This window comes from Winogradskyella psychrotolerans, from assembly GCF_018860545.1.
Lineage (GTDB): Bacteria > Bacteroidota > Bacteroidia > Flavobacteriales > Flavobacteriaceae > Winogradskyella > Winogradskyella psychrotolerans_A.
Genome location: NZ_JAHKPN010000059.1, coordinates 1 through 17,653, shown reverse-complemented (window position 1 = coordinate 17,653; position 17,653 = coordinate 1). Strand labels below are relative to the sequence as shown.

General features: G+C 34.0%; 19 protein-coding genes and 1 pseudogene. 7 read left to right on the top strand and 13 right to left on the bottom strand.

Annotated features, from left to right (window positions below):
• Window positions 1–613: pseudogene (locus KO515_RS18745) on the bottom strand (hypothetical protein); the annotation flags it as partial.
• Between the two features lie 294 nt (window positions 614–907).
• Here KO515_RS18745 and KO515_RS18740 point away from each other — a divergent pair.
• Entirely contained in the window at window positions 908–1,450 is a 543-nt protein-coding gene (locus tag KO515_RS18740) for a DUF4377 domain-containing protein (protein WP_215937876.1), read from the top strand.
• A 230-nt stretch (window positions 1,451–1,680) separates the two neighbouring features.
• Here the strand turns inward: KO515_RS18740 and KO515_RS18735 are convergent, their stop codons facing one another.
• From KO515_RS18735 to KO515_RS18720, 4 genes are all read right to left on the bottom strand, one after another.
• Window positions 1,681–3,903, bottom strand: a complete 2,223-nt coding sequence (locus KO515_RS18735) for a TonB-dependent receptor (protein WP_215937875.1) — start codon at window positions 3,901–3,903, stop codon at window positions 1,681–1,683.
• 73 nt (window positions 3,904–3,976) lie between these two features.
• Window positions 3,977–5,254, bottom strand: coding sequence for a tetratricopeptide repeat protein (locus tag KO515_RS18730; protein WP_215937874.1), 1,278 nt, complete (start codon window positions 5,252–5,254; stop codon window positions 3,977–3,979).
• 99 nt (window positions 5,255–5,353) lie between these two features.
• Window positions 5,354–5,929, bottom strand: coding sequence for a DUF4331 family protein (locus KO515_RS18725; protein ID WP_215937873.1), 576 nt, complete (start codon window positions 5,927–5,929; stop codon window positions 5,354–5,356).
• A 106-nt stretch (window positions 5,930–6,035) separates the two neighbouring features.
• Complete coding sequence (locus tag KO515_RS18720; RefSeq protein ID WP_215937872.1) at window positions 6,036–6,689, bottom strand: DUF4331 family protein; 654 nt, start codon at window positions 6,687–6,689, stop codon at window positions 6,036–6,038.
• 143 nt (window positions 6,690–6,832) lie between these two features.
• On the opposite strand from KO515_RS18720, the gene KO515_RS18715 reads away from it, so the two are divergent.
• Complete coding sequence (locus KO515_RS18715; RefSeq protein ID WP_215937871.1) at window positions 6,833–8,011, top strand: LETM1-related biofilm-associated protein; 1,179 nt, start codon at window positions 6,833–6,835, stop codon at window positions 8,009–8,011.
• A 117-nt stretch (window positions 8,012–8,128) separates the two neighbouring features.
• Window positions 8,129–8,689 carry a hypothetical protein gene (locus KO515_RS18710; protein ID WP_215937870.1) on the top strand — a complete coding sequence of 187 codons (561 nt, stop codon included), beginning with the start codon at window positions 8,129–8,131 and terminating at the stop codon, window positions 8,687–8,689.
• A 44-nt stretch (window positions 8,690–8,733) separates the two neighbouring features.
• Here the strand turns inward: KO515_RS18710 and KO515_RS18705 are convergent, their stop codons facing one another.
• From KO515_RS18705 to KO515_RS18670, 8 genes are all read right to left on the bottom strand, one after another.
• Entirely contained in the window at window positions 8,734–9,681 is a 948-nt protein-coding gene (locus KO515_RS18705) for a Fic family protein (RefSeq protein WP_215937869.1), read from the bottom strand.
• 53 nt (window positions 9,682–9,734) lie between these two features.
• Window positions 9,735–10,490: a LytR/AlgR family response regulator transcription factor gene (locus KO515_RS18700; RefSeq protein WP_215937868.1), complete on the bottom strand. Its 756-nt coding sequence runs from the start codon at window positions 10,488–10,490 to the stop codon at window positions 9,735–9,737.
• Window positions 10,491–10,535: 45 nt separating this feature from the next.
• Window positions 10,536–10,850 carry a 2TM domain-containing protein gene (locus KO515_RS18695; protein WP_178983928.1) on the bottom strand — a complete coding sequence of 105 codons (315 nt, stop codon included), beginning with the start codon at window positions 10,848–10,850 and terminating at the stop codon, window positions 10,536–10,538.
• 97 nt (window positions 10,851–10,947) lie between these two features.
• Window positions 10,948–11,292 carry a 2TM domain-containing protein gene (locus KO515_RS18690; protein WP_215937867.1) on the bottom strand — a complete coding sequence of 115 codons (345 nt, stop codon included), beginning with the start codon at window positions 11,290–11,292 and terminating at the stop codon, window positions 10,948–10,950.
• The gene (locus KO515_RS18685) at window positions 11,292–11,618 is read right to left on the bottom strand and encodes a 2TM domain-containing protein (protein ID WP_215937866.1); all 327 of its coding nucleotides are present in this window, start codon (window positions 11,616–11,618) and stop codon (window positions 11,292–11,294) included. The genes KO515_RS18690 and KO515_RS18685 overlap by 1 nt, the downstream gene beginning before the upstream one ends.
• 11 nt (window positions 11,619–11,629) lie before the next feature.
• Window positions 11,630–12,979, bottom strand: a complete 1,350-nt coding sequence (locus KO515_RS18680; protein WP_215937865.1) for a histidine kinase — start codon at window positions 12,977–12,979, stop codon at window positions 11,630–11,632.
• An 11-nt stretch (window positions 12,980–12,990) separates the two neighbouring features.
• A complete protein-coding gene (locus tag KO515_RS18675) occupies window positions 12,991–13,614 on the bottom strand; it encodes a tetratricopeptide repeat protein (RefSeq protein WP_215937864.1) in 624 nt (207 codons plus the stop codon).
• 19 nt (window positions 13,615–13,633) lie between these two features.
• Window positions 13,634–14,056 (bottom strand): DUF2141 domain-containing protein, encoded by a 423-nt coding sequence (locus KO515_RS18670; protein WP_215937863.1) that lies wholly within the window; start codon window positions 14,054–14,056, stop codon window positions 13,634–13,636.
• Window positions 14,057–14,235: 179 nt separating this feature from the next.
• Between KO515_RS18670 and KO515_RS18665 the strand changes: the two genes are divergently transcribed.
• From KO515_RS18665 to KO515_RS18650, 4 genes are all read left to right on the top strand, one after another.
• Complete coding sequence (locus tag KO515_RS18665) at window positions 14,236–16,047, top strand: serine hydrolase (RefSeq protein WP_215937862.1); 1,812 nt, start codon at window positions 14,236–14,238, stop codon at window positions 16,045–16,047.
• 180 nt (window positions 16,048–16,227) lie between these two features.
• Window positions 16,228–16,581: a hypothetical protein gene (locus KO515_RS18660; protein ID WP_215937861.1), complete on the top strand. Its 354-nt coding sequence runs from the start codon at window positions 16,228–16,230 to the stop codon at window positions 16,579–16,581.
• A 131-nt stretch (window positions 16,582–16,712) separates the two neighbouring features.
• Window positions 16,713–17,207, top strand: coding sequence for a DUF2947 family protein (locus KO515_RS18655; protein WP_215937860.1), 495 nt, complete (start codon window positions 16,713–16,715; stop codon window positions 17,205–17,207).
• A gap of 16 nt (window positions 17,208–17,223) precedes the next feature.
• Entirely contained in the window at window positions 17,224–17,625 is a 402-nt protein-coding gene (locus tag KO515_RS18650; RefSeq protein ID WP_215937859.1) for a hypothetical protein, read from the top strand.
• The last annotated feature ends 28 nt before the right edge of the window (window positions 17,626–17,653 follow it).

Below are 17,653 nucleotides of genomic sequence, written 5' to 3'. Positions count from 1 at the left end.
CTAAAGTCACCGTAGAACCCACGTAAGAACGATCTAAAACCAAAGGAGGCGCTAAATGCAAGGCGTAATTTAAACTGTCAAAATCAAAATCCAAAACACCATACGTCAGTGCCATATGAGTAGCACCTTCCACAAAGTCCACCTGCGCAATATCAAAATCAGCAATACTCAAAGCTAAATCAGTGTCAGAAACACGAAACTCAAAAGGCAACACCTGCCGCACATCACAAGCTGGTGTATAATTAAACTGTTGTAATAACTGAAAGCCATGTGCCTGCCCTATCCCATCAGCAACACAGCGTTCCCCACGTTTATGCGTCGTATCTAAAACCTTTATACGCGTAAACAAGCCCATCAAACGACTATGAAAATGCGTAAACCTGTAGCCCTTATAGAAAGGAGCCAAAGCAGATCTAAACGCTTTATTCACCGCAGAACAATGCCCAAACTCGTTGGCATTTTCGCGCACACGCTGCATACTAGCCTTTGTCTTTATTGCTTTTTTAGTAAACCCACCTCCCGCTTTTCGTGCAATCGGCTTACCATTCAAATAATAAAAATTAATACCATTTAAGGTTCCTACTAAAGGGATAATTCCGGTCTGTTGTGCCATAACACCAATATTTAAGTTAAACACCTACAATACAGCAATATACAAAAAATTATAATACAGGTTATAGCGTGGTTATAGCATGCTTATAAAATGCTTAAAACAAGCTTATAGCATATGAGAAGACATGGAGAGCGGAGTAACACTAACAAACAAAGGAGTAATTCAAGCCAATAACCTTAAGGTATGTAAAATTTAGCGCTCAGTTCTAAACGTCATAAAAAATTCTCTCCGATTTTGACGCAATCCTTAAGTCTTTTCTGCATCTACCATAAAAACCATTCAATGTATACGATTATGAAAAAACACCTTCTATTGGTAATGACCATTGGTCTATTATGCGCTTGTTCTGATGATGATGTCACGGCTTCTGAAATAACGACCATGCGTATTAATCATTATCAAAATACAGCTGTAGGCTTGGAGCCCGTTTTAACATTACTTGTGCAATATGGTGATACCTTTGGAACAGAAAGTTGGAACAACTTCTCCTCCTTCATTGAAGGTTTTGATTATGTGCCTGGATATATCTATGATCTTTCTGTGAGAATTGATCAAATCGGCAATCCAGCGGCTGATGCTGGTTCATATAAATACACACTCCTTGAAGTTATAGCGGCACAAGAAATACCTGCGGAAACTGAATTTGACATCAATTTAAAACTAAACGACAACGTTTTTGTGACTACCGATTCAGGTTACCAATTACTGAATCAAATTGATATCGATTGTAATACCTTATGTGAAGCGCTAGAGGCACTATTGGAAAATCAAGATATCGTTATTGGTACTTTTACGAGACTCGGTACAAACGAAATTCAGTTAGTAGAACTTGAATAAATCTTAAAACCTAGTTCTTCTTTAGTAAACTTAGTGTTGCTGTTCTATATGAAACTAAGAACACCCACTCTTTCGAGCAGGTGTCTTAACTAACAAAAAAACTCAAAAAACATCATGAGTAACTCATGACACGATCAATCTAAACCCTAACGCCAGATTCATCTTTTTTGCTAGCAACCAATCAACTTAACTTAATCTGCTTCCCCACAAATTAAGGGGTTGAAAGCTTTTTAAAATCTATAACTTACCGTTCCTTTTAAAAAGAATGGTGTCCCTGGTGTAAAGTGTATTTCTTCAACCGACTGTGCTTCGTTTTGTAATCGCGATTCTGTAGCAAATTGGGTTTCATTCCACTCCACATCAAACAAGTTTTCAATCGCAAAACCAAATGTCATGTTGTTCAATTTATAATTCACATTAAAATCTGTGACCATATACCCTTCTGCGACAATGGAGTTATCTTCATTTGCTGCTCTATCATCTAAATATCTAAAACGTAAGCCTCCAGAAAATCCGTTAAGATCATCAACTGATAAACCACCTGTTAATGTAAAATCTGGTGCTAATGGAATATAGTTTTCACCATCCGGATCATCTACGCTTCTCGCCTTGGTAATAGTGGCATCTGAATCTAAAAACAACCAATCGGTTAACTGGTAACGCAACCCTAAATCTAGTCCATAACGTCTCGTTTTTCCACTTGGTTCTACAATACCTGCATCACCGACATACACAAACTCTTGTTCTAAAAACAAATACCATAATGCAGAGTTTACAACCAACTTTGGAAAGGGTTTCCATACAGAACCTAAATCGGCTCCATAAGAACGTGGCAAAATATCCTCGCCTCCATTAGCAACCACTACTCTGGTATCATTGGAATGAAATCCTAACCCTGATTTTAAATACAACTGTAGATTATCTTGTGCATTGTAGAAAAAATTCAACTTCGGACTCACAATTGTTTTAGTTTCTGATAATGTCTGATAATCGGTTTGTAACGCATCATTATACATAAACTTGAAATAGTCTAAACGTAACGCTGGTGCTACTTTAAATTTACCGAACTCAAATTCAGCATTCACAAAAGCATCAATATTCGTTTGGTTGATATCTCCTAGTTGAATGTTTTCTAAAGTCGTTGATCTATTTAATGTTCGAGATAATTCTACATCATCAGCAATATCATGTCTTAAGCCTAAACCAGTCGTCAATTTCAGTTCTATATCACCTAGAAATGTAGTATGTGTAATGGCTGTATGGGCTCCAAAAATATTCCGATCTTCCTTTTGAAATATTTGATCTCCGTTAATAGGATCTTCCAAAAAGAAGGTAAAATTTGAATACAACTCAAAGGCATAATGCGAGTAGAAGGCATTGGCACTTAAACTGGTATTATCATTAATATATTTATCAAACGTGACATTAAGATTGGTACGTTCGGTTTGTCCACCTTCAGTATCATCAATAGCTCCAAAACGCGAAATGTTTCCGTTATCCACTTCACGCTGTGGAATTTGCCCTGAAGCATCCCAACGGCTTGTAAAATGCGAAGCTGTTAACGTCAGTTTATCATTTTCTGGTGAAAACATCACGTATTTACCAAAGAGGTTGAAACGGTTAAAATTCTGAGGAGAATCATAAGGACCATCTGTAGCAATGTATTCCATAGCGACATAGGCATTTTGATTGGTCGTGTTTTCTATTAGATTGAATAAACCAACCGTTCTCAACGAATTAAATTGTCCTACAGAAAATGAAACCTCGCTATCTTTTAGATAATCTTTAGTTTTAAAATTAACGTAGCCTGCGGTATTAAAATCTCCTTCTTGCGCATAATAACCACCTTTACCAAAATCTATTTTGTTTACCGTTTCTGGAATTACAAAATGTAAATCACTATACCCCTGACCATGAGCATGCGACACCATATTTACGGGCATTCCATCAACTGACAGTGCGATATCAGTACCGTGATCGATATCAAATCCACGAAGAAATATCTGTTCTGCTTTGCCACCTCCTGCATGCTGACCTATAAATAAACCAGGCACTTTTCGTAAGACTTCTTGCGAAGAATTCACAGGAGTGATATTTAAGTCTAATCTCGAAATGGTACTTACCGTATTCAACTCTTCGGTAATCATCATTTCATCTAACTGAAATGCTTTTTCTTCTAGAATAAAATTTAAGTTTTCGAGTGAGCCTAAAGCTACAATTCTGGTTTTATACCCTAATAATCCAATTCGAAGAGAATCTCCTAATTGAGTTTTTGCTATAACAAACACACCATTTTCTGAGGTATGCGCATGACTTTCTGAAGTTTGGTTATAAATATATGCTGCTTCTAAAGGCTGATTTAATTCATTTACAACACGTCCTTTTACGTTTTGGCCGTATGCCGTAAAGGCAAAACAACTGATAAAAAGTATTAAAATGTTAATCTGTTTCATTCTATTTTTTTGAGAATTATTTTAAAAATTACACGACAACAAACATAAATAATCTGCTGTAAATTTGTAGGAATTATAGCTGATTTATCTTTGAAACCATCGTAGGTCCTAATTCATAAATACTCGCTAAAAGCTCAGTTTTTAACGGTTGAATTTCGGCTGTTTTACCTGCTGCTTTATAGATTTCAGCAACATGATACAATACAGCTGGCTCAAAGGTTTTTCCATCTACAAATTCTTCTGTAATGTTATTAGCCCTCTTTATATCTCCTAATTTAAAATAACTCCATGCTAACAAATCATACGATTGTGGTGTTGGCCTGTTCTCAACTTCTTGCATAGCAATTTCTAAGGCACGTTCTGGTATTAATAAATCTTCTGAAAATACCATCACATTATACTTATTATACATGGCTCCATACCTATCATTTTTAACAGCTGCTTGATAGTTGGTTAAAAATTCTGCTTTCAATTTTAAATCATTATTATACTCAGCAATTTCTGCTTTTAATAAATCGTAATCTGGAGTATTGTGATAAGACGTTATGTGATTTAAGATATTTAACGCTTCCTCCGGATTCTTTTCATGAGAATACACAATCCAAGCAATACCTTTTTTAGCATAGGCATTATTAGGATCTAATTCTAAAGCTTTTAAGAAATAAGAATACGACTTATCGATATCACCTGCATGACCATAAAAATCTGCAATGTTAGTGTATGACCATAATTTCATCCCTTTTAAATTCGATGACTCGGCTATAGCCATGGCTTTTTCCATGTGTTCAATAGCTCCATCTAAATTTCCTTTATGATCTTCTAATTTTGATAAACGAATGAGATAATCAAAACTAGAAGTGTTTTTTAAATCTTTTAAATAGGCTTCTGCATAGATGTAGTTTCCTAATTCTAAATGTACATCAAATAGCATTTTTTTAGTCCCATTCAATTTTGCACCATTCGCTTCTGCTTTTTTAAGTAAGACTAAAGCCTCTTTAAAACGGTGTTGTGAAATGTAATTTGCAGCTATATTTTTTAAGAGTCCTGCGTCACTATCCTTAACAATTTTGTTGGCTTCAAGAAGATCTTCCTCAGCCTTAATTAAATAGTCAATTTCACCAGTAACATTAAACACCTCTGTGTTGGCATTAGCACGACTGATTAAATACGAATATGAACTGGTACTATTTTCAATTCTAGTAGTCCAAAAATTGACATCCTCTAAAAGTTTGGTTCGGTCTATTTCTGTAGAAAAGTATGGGCTATAATCAGCTTGGTTAGTAACGGTATTAGAGTTACAACTAAGCATCAGTAAGGTTATAAAAATGGGAAGTATGTTTTTGAGTTTCATAATAGTCTGTTTTTTGAGTTTTGTTAATTGGTATTGCGGTACGTATTAATAATCTAAAATGAGATCTCTCGACCTCATTTTAGGTTACTCATCAATTACTTACCACGGAGACGCTAAGTAAGGGAAAGACGTCAAAAAATCTTTATCATTAGCCGAGACACTATCACTTACTAATCCTGGGTATTCTGGGTTTGTTAAGCCTTCTTCACCACCAAAAATTAATATCAATTCTACATCGATGACATCATCAGTTAAGTTTCTACCGGTTAAAATATTTGTGCCATCAAAAAATGTTGTTGGTGCATCTAAAGACACAGTAAGCACATCAGTTGCTAAAACTCCTGTAAATTGTGCTGCGGTAAAACCTAAAGCATTGGCATCATCTGGGTTTGCAGGATCATATGCAGGACTTAAGGTTTCTAATTTTGTTTGAAAAGCACTTTGAAACAACGCTCCCATATCTGAAGGTGTTGTGGTATTAAAAGCATCTTTCATACCGTCGTTTACAAAAACCGTATTAATTGCAGGTCGTCCCATTTGGTCTTCCTGAACATAAGTTCCTGCAAAGTCTGGCGCTGATGGAGTTACAGTATTATCGTCGTCGTTACTACAGTTAATAGCTGTCATTGACGCTAAAATTGCAACTGCAAATAGTTTTATATTGTTGAATTTCATAGTATTTAAATTTTATTATTAATGATTATCATGAATCACCTTTTTTGTTTTTACATTATTTTCAAATGAAAACATGAAGGCATCATCCTGACTACTTATTTTTAAATTATTGTTTTCTCTTAGATTCTACCCACGTGTTAATCGTGCCAGTTCCTCCTATCATAGATTTCGGTACCTCAACCACTACAGATAATACATTAGATCCTGCAAACGTATCGTCACCAGGACTATCAAATCCAGTTGCATCTCCTGCAATAATTTCTGTGTATTTGTTAAAATCGAAAAAGAAAGGGTCATCTCTTGGACCTGCAAAGAATTTCATACCAGCAAATTCTTCAACCATTGCAGTTTCACCATAATTTGTAATATCCACAACACCTGCATTCGTAGTTGTTGTCACAATTGTACTATTTAAGCCCGTTGACGATGGAGCGGTTGGCCCAAAGAAATACATTTTACCATCTCTTGGTGTGGCTTGGATAACTAAATCTTCAACAGTGTCTCCATCGGTATCGATATTAAATTCCAATAATACATTTTCATCAAATGAAGCTGCTGCCGTATTACCTGGAGTTAATAGTCCTTGCACGTTGGCAACCAATACTAAATTTGATGTGTTTTCACCCCTAAAGGCATAAAAGTCTGTGATATCACTTGTACCACCTTGTACAGCAGGAGCATCAATGTGATCTGCTGCAATAGCAACGAATGTTCCAATTCCTAAAATTGCCGCTGCGATTAAAATTTTTGTTTTCTTCATAATTTCTGAGATTTTGTTAGTTTTAATGTCTCTGCTCTACCTACGAAAAAATATAAATAGCGGTTTTGTTAAAATTTTGTTAATGAAATAAATTAAGGGTTTTTCAGGAAAAAAATTAACTTTGGCCTTTCAAATCGTTTACTATGAATCCATCGGCTAACGGCTGGATAAAAAAATTACTAAATCAAGTTTCTGAAACTGTGTATTCTCAGACTGAAACAGATGTGTTTTATATTAATTTAAAACGTGCCGGATTTATATATGGGAGTAATATTAAAGTCGTATTAGATATTATTAAACCCTTTGAACTTAGTGAAGAAGAGCGTTGTAAGATTAATTTACTTATAGGCTTCCACTATATTTACAATAAGGAAAACACGGAAGTAAAATTTGCGGAAAGCCTTATTAGATATTACAAGTCCATAAGTGACCAAAAGCGTTCCTTTTTTGAAGATCTATTTAGCGACAAATCACCAGATAGTTTGTTAGAAAGTATCATTCACAAACGCATTCATATTGATGATAATTTTATTACCAAAAACTTTAATTACTTCTTAATTAACGCCCTTTTATTTGTAGACATCTTAGGTTATCAACGATTTTTAAAAGAAGAACACAACATTAAAAACTATGTTGAAAAACTTGAATCTGCATTAGAAACTATTGTTTTTTCCGTTATTGAGAATAAGTCCAATAAATCGGATTACGACGAAAACCTCATAAAACTGTTTGAAAGTTCTATTCGTTATAAAAACGCTGAACTTCTCACTTATAATGATGCTATTGCTATTATATCTGAACCATTAGAAAAATTATATGTTATAGATTTAGTCTGTATGGCATCATGGACAGACAAGGTTATTGACAGAGAAGAACAAGATTTTTTAGATCAATTAAAAACAGACTTAGCCATAGACCATACCATTATTGTAAAATCGGTAAATGACATCAATCTATTTTACAACGAACATAAAGAAGATGTTGCTTTTTTGAGCTCCAAAAATTTAGCACAAAGTTTTTATGACAACAGTAGTAAAGTCGTTTCAAAACTGATTAACCGTAATAGTAAACGCTTAATTAAAGAATTATCTGAAAGCAAAGAAGCCTTATATTTATTGACCCAATCTACACAGCGGAACCTTTCTGATGAAGAGCAAAAGAAAATTCAGACGCAGTTATTAGACATTTTTAAATCGATACCAAGTTTGGCCATCTTTATGCTGCCTGGTGGCATGTTGCTTTTACCGTTGTTTATAAAATTTATCCCTAAGTTATTACCGTCTGCTTTTGATGATAATCGGATAGACGACTCTGAGAAATAGAGCTTAGACTAAAAAGAAATACTCGCGAAAATGCAAAGTCGCAAAGAAAAACTAAGCTCGACGTTAGAAAGTTAAGTGCATGGGTATTAACTGCTGTTTTTTTTAAGATATGAATCAATGAAATACACTTTATACATTTCCATTTTCATAGTATTTGTAAGTTGTTCAAAAAAACAACCTACAGAATTTGACGTTGTAACTGAATATTTCGCAGGTTTTAAAACGTCTAATTACGAACAGATAAAAAATGTAATATCAGATACACTTACTACAATTAATGGGGATTACAGAACGGTGTTCTCACCAGAGACGTATTATCAACAATTTCAATGGGATTCTGTTTTTAGGCCTAAATACAAATTGATTTCAATTGACCAAACCAATAATGAGTGTATTGCGACAATTTCCATAAGTTGTTCAAAATTTGAATTCCTGAAGAATAATCCCATGATATGTCGACGTAAATTTCAGTTTCAATCTGGAAAAATATCAAAAATTGAAGGGCTAGATTGTAGTAATGTGGACTGGAAAATTTGGGCTAAAGAAGTAGAAACCCTTGTCAACTGGATTGAGGTTAATCATCCAGAATTGGATGGCTTTGTTCATGATTTAAGCCTGAAAGGTGCTCAAAATTATTTAAAAGCGATTGAATTGTATAAAGCCCGCGTGATAGAATAGAAAAATGAAGACAAAAACGATGTAATGTCTATGTCTTCATATAATTATTTCCCTTTAGCACTCATATAACTCAGAACCGCCTCTTTCGTTGTGTACCAATTACGTCCTTCTTTATGCGCATCTATTTTACCTTGGCGCGCTAATAAACTTACATATTCTTGGCTGTAAGGCACCTCAGGCTCTTCAACAATATTAGAAATCGCCTGATAGTTTTTATCAGAACCAGGAATAGCACTCATATATATATTTAACGACCGTTCACAAGCTTGCCCCATTAACAGCATCAGTTTACTGTAATTACCAGTATTAGCTTGGTTTAATGCTGCGTAATATTTGGCTCTATCATTAGCTAAAATAATGGCTGGCGGAAAACCATGACGCATTAGTAGTAAATTCATGGCAAGCCGAATGGTACGACCATTACCATCAAAAAATGGATGAATCCAAACAAACTTATGATGAAATACCGTAGCCAACTCAATAGGATTGAGCTCTTGTGGGTTATTATTTATATAATGTATTAGGGAGTCTAAATACTCTGAAACTTTACGAGCATTGGGTGGCACAAAATTAGCACCTGAAATACGCACACCTGCATTACGCAAACGACCAGCATAATCATCTTCTATAGAACGCAGCACCAAACCATGAAGCTCTAAAATATCTTTAGCGTTTAGAACATAATCATCTCTAACTAATGCATAAAACTTATGAATTGCGGTTTCATGATTTTTAGCTTCAAAATGCTCTCGAAGTGACTTCCCTTTAATGGTAACACCTTCCTGTAACACCATTTGAGTTTCACGTAAACTAAGTGTATTACCTTCAATACTATTACTATTATAAGTCCATTCTATAAGAAGGGCTTCCTTAATATTTTGCAATACAATATTGGGCAACGGTCTGGCAGCATTTAAAACCTTAACCTTGTCTAACAATCTACTAAATGTACCGTCTAAATCCTTGCGATATGTTGTATTCACGTCCCACATACCACAAAGATACAATTTTATCGGGTAACATAAAAAGTATATATATCCGATATTTACTCTAGCCAATTTTTAAAGTCCTTTACACGTTCTCTTGCTACTATAATATCTTGTTCACTAAAACGGTTGAGTTTTATTTGAAGTCGGGAATTGGTATAACTCACCATATCTTTTATGGCATTGATATTAACATAGAATTTTCTACTTATCCGGAAGAACACATCGGGTTCTAATTCGGTTTCTAACTCATCTAACGTCGCGTCTAAAAGATAATTTCGACCTTCGGATGTGAAGGCATAGGTGCCTTTGTTTTCGCTGTAAATACATTCAATATCTTCAATATTTATAAGTTTGAGGTGTTGCCCCACTTTTACTGAAAACCGTTTTTTGTATTCGCGCTCTATAGGATTTACAAGTAAATTTTTAATATCATTAAAATCTAAGGTTACGGATTGATTTTGAGGTAATCTCCCTTTGTATTTTTCAACAGCCGTCTTTAAATCCTCATCATCAATGGGTTTTAATAAGTAATCTATACTATTTAATTTGAAGGCTTTTAAGGCATATTCATCATAAGCTGTTGTAAAAATAACTGCCGACTTAATCTCAATAGCTTCAAAAATCTCAAAAGACAATCCGTCGCTTAACTGAATGTCTAAAAAAATCAAATCGGGATGCTCATTATTTTGAAACCACGCTATAGATTCCTCAACCGAATGCAACATCGTTTCAGCATTTAGATCTCCAGCTTTTAGCATACGTTGTAATCGTCTTGCTGATGGTTTTTCGTCTTCTATTATGATTACATTCATGATTTAAAAATTATATAAAATGATTCCTTAATTTATCAATATATTTTATTCCCAAAAGGTGGTGTCTTCTTCCTTTTTCTCTAGAAATTGTTCTATTTTTTTCTCTTCCCAGCGCTTATTAAAAATGCGTTTATCTTTAAAAACATTTAGTCCGTGGATAACAATAAAAATGGTCCAAGCCACTATTATACTTAGATTTAAGCTGATAATATTATTTTTATAAGGGCCTGCAACAATATAAAGATTATATAAAATAAGCCCTATACCAATGATATATCCTGCTAAGTGGATATAGAATATTTTAATTCTCCTCACCTTAGCTTTTGCCGTTCTTAGCTGTTCTTTTTCCTTGTTATTCATTTTCTATATTTTTCACTTCCATCTTCACGTCCCACTTTCAACTCATCACGCTTCACTTTTCACTTTTCACTCATAACTCTTAACTCTCAACTAAAACCTATTCCCAATTCTCCTCTTCCTTTTCCATAAATTCTTGAATCTTTCGCTTTTCCCATTGCTTTCCAAAGAGGAAATTAGTGCCAAATACGCCTAGAAAATGAAATGCTAATCCTATGCCCCAGAAAAAAGCCGTAGCATAGGGTCCAAAGCCTGTAAACCCTTCTGAAGAATTAACTCCTATGAGAATTATGAGAAACAAATTCACAATAACGTAAACCGCCAAATGCCAGTAAAAACCAACAATAGCATCTACCTTTTTCTTTGCTCTTAAATAGGCTTCTTCATTTCTAAAATCGGAAGATTCATTATGGTCTTCGTAAGATTCTATTTCAAACTTCTCCATTACTTATATTTTTTATTGTGTTCAAATTCTTCATTCATAAACTGCTGTATCTTTCGTTCTTCCCAATCGTCGCCAACAATAAGTGGCAGTCCAAATACAGAAAACGCATGTATAGCAATGACCAATCCCCAAACTAACCATGAAGCCATCGTAGAGAAGCTAAAAAAGGCCTCTTCAAATGTTCCTCCAATATTCATATGACTCATTACTTTTACGGCAGTTATAATAGAATTAATTATAAAATAAACTGCTAAGTGCGTGTAAAAACGCTTTAATTTTTCAACCTTATGCTTCGCTTTTCTAAAATTTGATTTATTACTGTCCATAATCCAAGTGTTTAATTCCAACGTTTACGTTCATCTTCTTTACGCATGTACTCTTCAATTTTTCGTTTTTCCCATCCAGATCCTAGCGCTCCATCGTCTACAAAGACTCTATACGCCTGAAAAGCCAAACTCAATCCCCAACCAAAGGCTGGAAACCAAAACCACTGAATGGTCATATAAGAATAATTATACCATATAAATACTAGAAATGGGATTACAAATACATAAGAAATTAAACTATAGTAAAAGGCTTTTAATTCCTCTACACGTTTGCGTGCTCTTACATAATCGTCGTTAAGATGTTTAGGTGATTTTTGTATTGTTCTCATGATTGATACTTGTTTTGTGAGCATTGGAATTGCCACGGCAAAATCCTTTTCTCGTTGATTGATGTGTACTTTTTTATTTGTAAGTAATTGGTACCGTTGTTTTATGTTTTCTAAACCAACTCCACTACTCTTCTTTACTATTTGTTTGGGTTGCAAATTATTCATTACCACCAAGTGATTACCATCTTCATAAATTTTAACATGCAATGGTTTACTCGATGTTACCATATTATGTTTTACGGCATTTTCTAACAACAATTGCAAGGATAAAGGCACCACTTTACTTTCAGGGTTTGAAGCCTGATCTGGAATCTCGAAAATGATACTGTCCTCAAATCGCATTTTTAAAAGCGACATGTAGGTTCTGGCAAAATTCAATTCTTCGTCAACCGTAACTAGTTCTTTACTTTTCTGTTCTAAAACATAACGATACACTTTTGATAAAGAGGTGGTAAACTTTTGAGCATTTTCAGGATTTTCCTCAATTAAACTCGTTAATACATTTAAACTATTGAACAAAAAATGAGGATCTAACTGATTCTTAAGCGCATCAAACTTGGCACTTGCCGTACCTGCAATAACTTTTTGCTCTTTAATTTTATTCTTCTGATAGCGATTATAGAAATAAACCACATGAAAAACAGTGACAATACTTAATGTAATCCATACACCAAACGAATAGGCTTTCCAAGTTTCATTTTGTATAAACTTAGTAAAGTCATTACCATAATAAAACACAGACGTCCCGGCTCGTAAAAAGAAAAGACCAACGAGAGTTATAAAGGTACTTCCAATGATGCCAATAATGATGCGCTTTGCGTAATCTCCTTTAGTCCAAGTTCGCTTTTCCATATAATCGAAAAATGCCATATTAGAATACCCTAGAACAAAGGCATACAATTGATAAAACCCGAATTGAATTAAAAAGTCATTAAAAGAATCGTATTTAAAACCATCTGATAAAAGGTTCCCAATTACAAATACCACACAGCCTATGGCGAATGTTAGAATTATTTTTTTTAATGACTTCATATAATTTATTATTAAGCTTTACAATCTTTTGCTACGGCTACAGCACGTTCTTTTCCCCAATTAGGATGTAATTCGCTCTCTGGTTTAAAGGTATTAAAAAGTTCTATGGAAGCTTCTACCTCTTTACAGTAAGGCGCCGTGTCTTTTCCAAAATATTTAGCACTTCCCATTGCCCATTCTGCTTTTCCTAAAGCTGCTCTAGGGTTTGTGGGATCTATCGCCAATGCTCTTTCATAAAGCTCTGCTATTTTCCCACTATATTTCATACCATACGTCATCCCATCAAAAGCAACCCAATTGGTAAACACTTGTGCTTGCATTACCAATAACTCGGCATTATTTTCACTTTTTAACATGGCCTCATCTATATGTAGTTGGGCTTTGTCTAATTGTGCTTTTAAAACAGTCGCATCTTTTTCTGTCCAGCTTTTTAAACTGTTAATCTGAGCGATGTAGTAGTTGGGTAACCATTCTTTAGGTTCGGCTTTCGCAATACGTTCAAACATATTTTCAGCTTCATCCGCTTTATCGGCTTGCCAAAGTTTAAAGGCTTTTTCCATACCTTTTTCAAAATTAGGCTGTGCTTGTATTAATGGTGAAACAAAGAATATTGCGATAATCATTAGATATTTCATGTGTTGTTGGTTTTTAAAATTATAAAGTTATTGTAATTGTCTTATCTGCTTTGATGTCAAATTTAGCATCCTCCCATTTTGGTGGTCCCATAAAACCCGTTGCTCCATTTGAACAACCGTAGTCTTCTTTAGGAATATGCATAAAATTAGTATCCATTTTCCCGTTATCATTTTCATCATGAAAAACGGAAACTGCATAAATCCCTTCAGGAATCCCATTGAAAGTAATTGTGCATTGTTTATTCTTAATGGCACTTATAGTGGCTTTATATTTTGTCTTTAAAAAATCCCCTTCGGCATTATAGAGCGCGATAAACATTTTACCGTCGTTAGTGTCGGCTTCTACAACGTTTACCGTTAAGGTATAGGTGTCTTGTGCTTTAGTCTGAAAACTCAATAAACTTATCAGAGCTGTAATGATGATTTTTAAAAGTATATTCATGGTTAGTGGTTTTGTTTGATACAAATATCGAACACAAGTTCTGGTTTTAAAAACTGAAATAACCGAAATGTTATTTTTTAATGACGAATTGTAAATTTTTAAAATTATGCTAAAAAACAGTAACTTACGGAAGTGTTTGTATACTAACAGGTTAATATCACGCTTAAAACCAATCAAAAATGAAAACTCGAATACTTATTATGGCGTTAACACTAGTGTCTACTATTTTGTTTTCGCAAACCGACAAACGCCTTAAAGGCATAGAAAAACAATTCAATGCTGTATTAGAAAGTACAAAAGCACCAGGTTTTGCTGTAGCAATAGTAGAAGGAGACAAAATTATTTACGCCAAAGGTTTTGGTTATGCCGATTATGAAAATAAAATTCCTGCTAATGCCAACACGCTTTTTGCTATTGGTTCTAGTACCAAAGCATTCACGTCTGCGCTTTTAGGGTTGCATCGTGAAGACAACAAGCTGACATTTGATGATCGTCCTAGGCAACACATTCCGGAATTAGATTTTTTTAATGACGAGATGAACAATAACATTATCATCAAAGATTTAATGCGTCATAGCACAGGTTTACCAAGGCATGATGGCTCGTGGTATTTTTTCCCTAGTGACAGTAAAGATAGTTTAGTCGCAAAACTAAAATATCACGAACCATTTACAGGAGTACGCCAACAATGGTATTACAACAACTTCGGATTTTTATTACAAGGTGTTATTACGGAAAGAATCACAGGAAACACTTGGGAAGAAAATATTGAAACCAAATTCTTTAAACCCTTAGGTATGGACCGTTCTAAAACCACTATTGCAGGTATGAAATCGAGTGCTAACGCCGCTTTAGGTTACGAATTAGATAGCGATAGAACGATTACTAAAATGGATTATTACGATATTGCTGGTATGTCTCCAGCAGGAAGTATTAACAGTTCTGTAAACGACATGAGTAAATGGTTAATAACTTGGATAAACGACGGAAAATATAAAGATGAGCAAATTATACCCGAAAACTATATAAAAGAAGCCATGAGTTCTCAAATGGTGGTTGCTGCAGGATTTCCTTCCAAAGAATTACCAAAGGCACAATTTGCCAACTACGGTTATGGTTGGTTTTTACACTCATACAAAGGGCACTATATGGTAGAACATGGTGGCAATATTGATGGGTTTTCGGCGAGTGTGGCTTTATATCCATCAGACAGCTTGGGTATTGTGGTTTTAGCCAACCAAAACGGATCGCAAGTCCCTAGACTCATTAGAAATATTGTCGCAGATTATATGCTCAATGTTACTAAAACCGAATGGGCACAAAACCATAAAGATGATTTGGAAAAATCTTTAGAAGCGATGGAAAACGCCAAAGCTGATAAGGAAACTTCGAATGTAAAAAACACCACACCATCACATACAAAATTAGATTACACTGGTACTTATGAACAGAAAGGTTACGGTACGTTTGAAATCACATTAGAAAACGATTCTCTATTTACAGAACTCAACGGATTAAAACAATATTTACATCATTATCATTATGACACCTTTGAATTTATAGACGTGAAAAACGCTAAAATAGATACCACAGAAATTGGAAATGCTTTAAAACTAAACTTTAGTACCAATGTTGCAGGAGACATTGACTATGGACGTATAGATATTGAAGGTTTAGTAGATCCTATTGCCTTTAAACGTACACCGAACACCATAGAGGTTGATGCTAAAACTTTAGAACAGTATGTTGGCGAATACAATTTAATGGGAACAGAAATTAAAGCCTACATTAAAGATAAAAATGTTCTTTATGTTTTTGTACCTGGACAACCAGAATATGCCTTAATCCCAACGGCAGCACATAAATTTAATTTTAAAACGCTAGAAGGTTTTAAGATTGAATTTATAGAAAGTGATGATAAATCTATTAATGAAGTAAAATTCATACAGCCTAATGGTATTTTTGTGGCGAAACGGAAAACAAAAGATTAAGCCATATGTAATGCTTAGAACTCATAGTATTGTATTTATTCCGTAAATTTAAGAACTAAAAAAATTAGTAATTTAAACTGCTGTTATCCGCGGATAAAAACGGGATATTGGTTATGTTATGATATAACGAGTTGTAAACAATGCGCGAAACGCTACTCTTACGATATAAAATAATGCTGAATGAATAAAATAATTGCTTTATTTCTGACTATTAGTTTTTTAACGATTAGTTGCAATCAAAATTCGGATTCTAAACTTGAATTTAAGAAATGGCATAAATCGGCAAACAGAAGTCCTTTATCATCTACTCTTTATCCGTATGTGGAATGGAATGACGCTATGAATATAAAAATAGGATTGACTGAAAAAAATGCAAAATTCGATTTCCAATATTATCATCATCCTGTAAATGCAATTATATTCACTAAATCACCAGAAAATGAAAATTATGAAATCGGACTTAAATTATCTGAAGATAAAACTGAAGTGATTGATATAAGTTTTCTGAAATTGGAAACAATAACAACTGAATAAAGCACTGTTTACAACACCGTGTATAATTAATTGCTTTATTTATGCCTACTTGCGAATATTCCTGCGGAATATTCACGGGTTCGTAAATGTTTNNCATACACAAAACCGTTGTAAAACATTTAGACCAACCATTGAACATAGAAGTAGACGATAGAGAAATAGTTCCTTTAAACGAATTTGAATTAGGTTGGAGGTTTGAAAAAACTCATAGTCCTGATATCTCTGAATCTGAAAAGAAACAAATTCTACCAGTTTCTGAAATGGAATCGAAAAGACTGAATAAGGTCATTGACTATTTCGAACAGGAATATAATTTAAGAGAAAAATTTACTCAAACGGATTGGATAAGTGCGAATGCAGAAAGTGATGAGAAAATTGAACGGTTTAGAAACCAACTCGAATTGACTCTGGAAAAATGGGACGAAAAAATAATAATAACTTGGCATCGGAACATTACGCTGAAAACAACGAAAGAAATATTCATAAAATATTGGACTGATTTTTTATATCCGAGTTCTGATGATGTAACTCTGATTTCGGAAAAGACGAATTGGGTAATGTTTTATCGACATTTTGAAGTGGTAAATATTTGGGTTAGAATTCCTGAAAAAATAAAAGGGGAATAAAAAAGCAAAGAGTTAAATGACCGACTTTGATATTAAAAAATATTATAAAATAATTGGATATATAAATCTTGGATTTAGTCTACTTTCTTTGTTTTTTATGAGAGAAAATGATTGGCAAGATAGAATTATTGCAGTTATAGGTATAAATATGGCATACCATATGCTCTATTTGTTTTATTCGAGTATTTACATAAACTCAACTAAAATGCGAAGCAACAATAGTTTTAATAAAAACGTTGGAGGAATAATGCTCGGACTATTTGCTATGTTTGGAATGTTTGGTTCCTTATTTCTAATTTATATTTTTATATATAGTGCTATTTCTTCTAATGAATATTATAGATTATTTACAATGTGTATTCCTTTTGGTCTTTTTCTTGGAGCATATTCTTTGTGGAATGATTTAAAAAAAGAATAAAAAACGTTTTACAACAAAGAACTGAGAT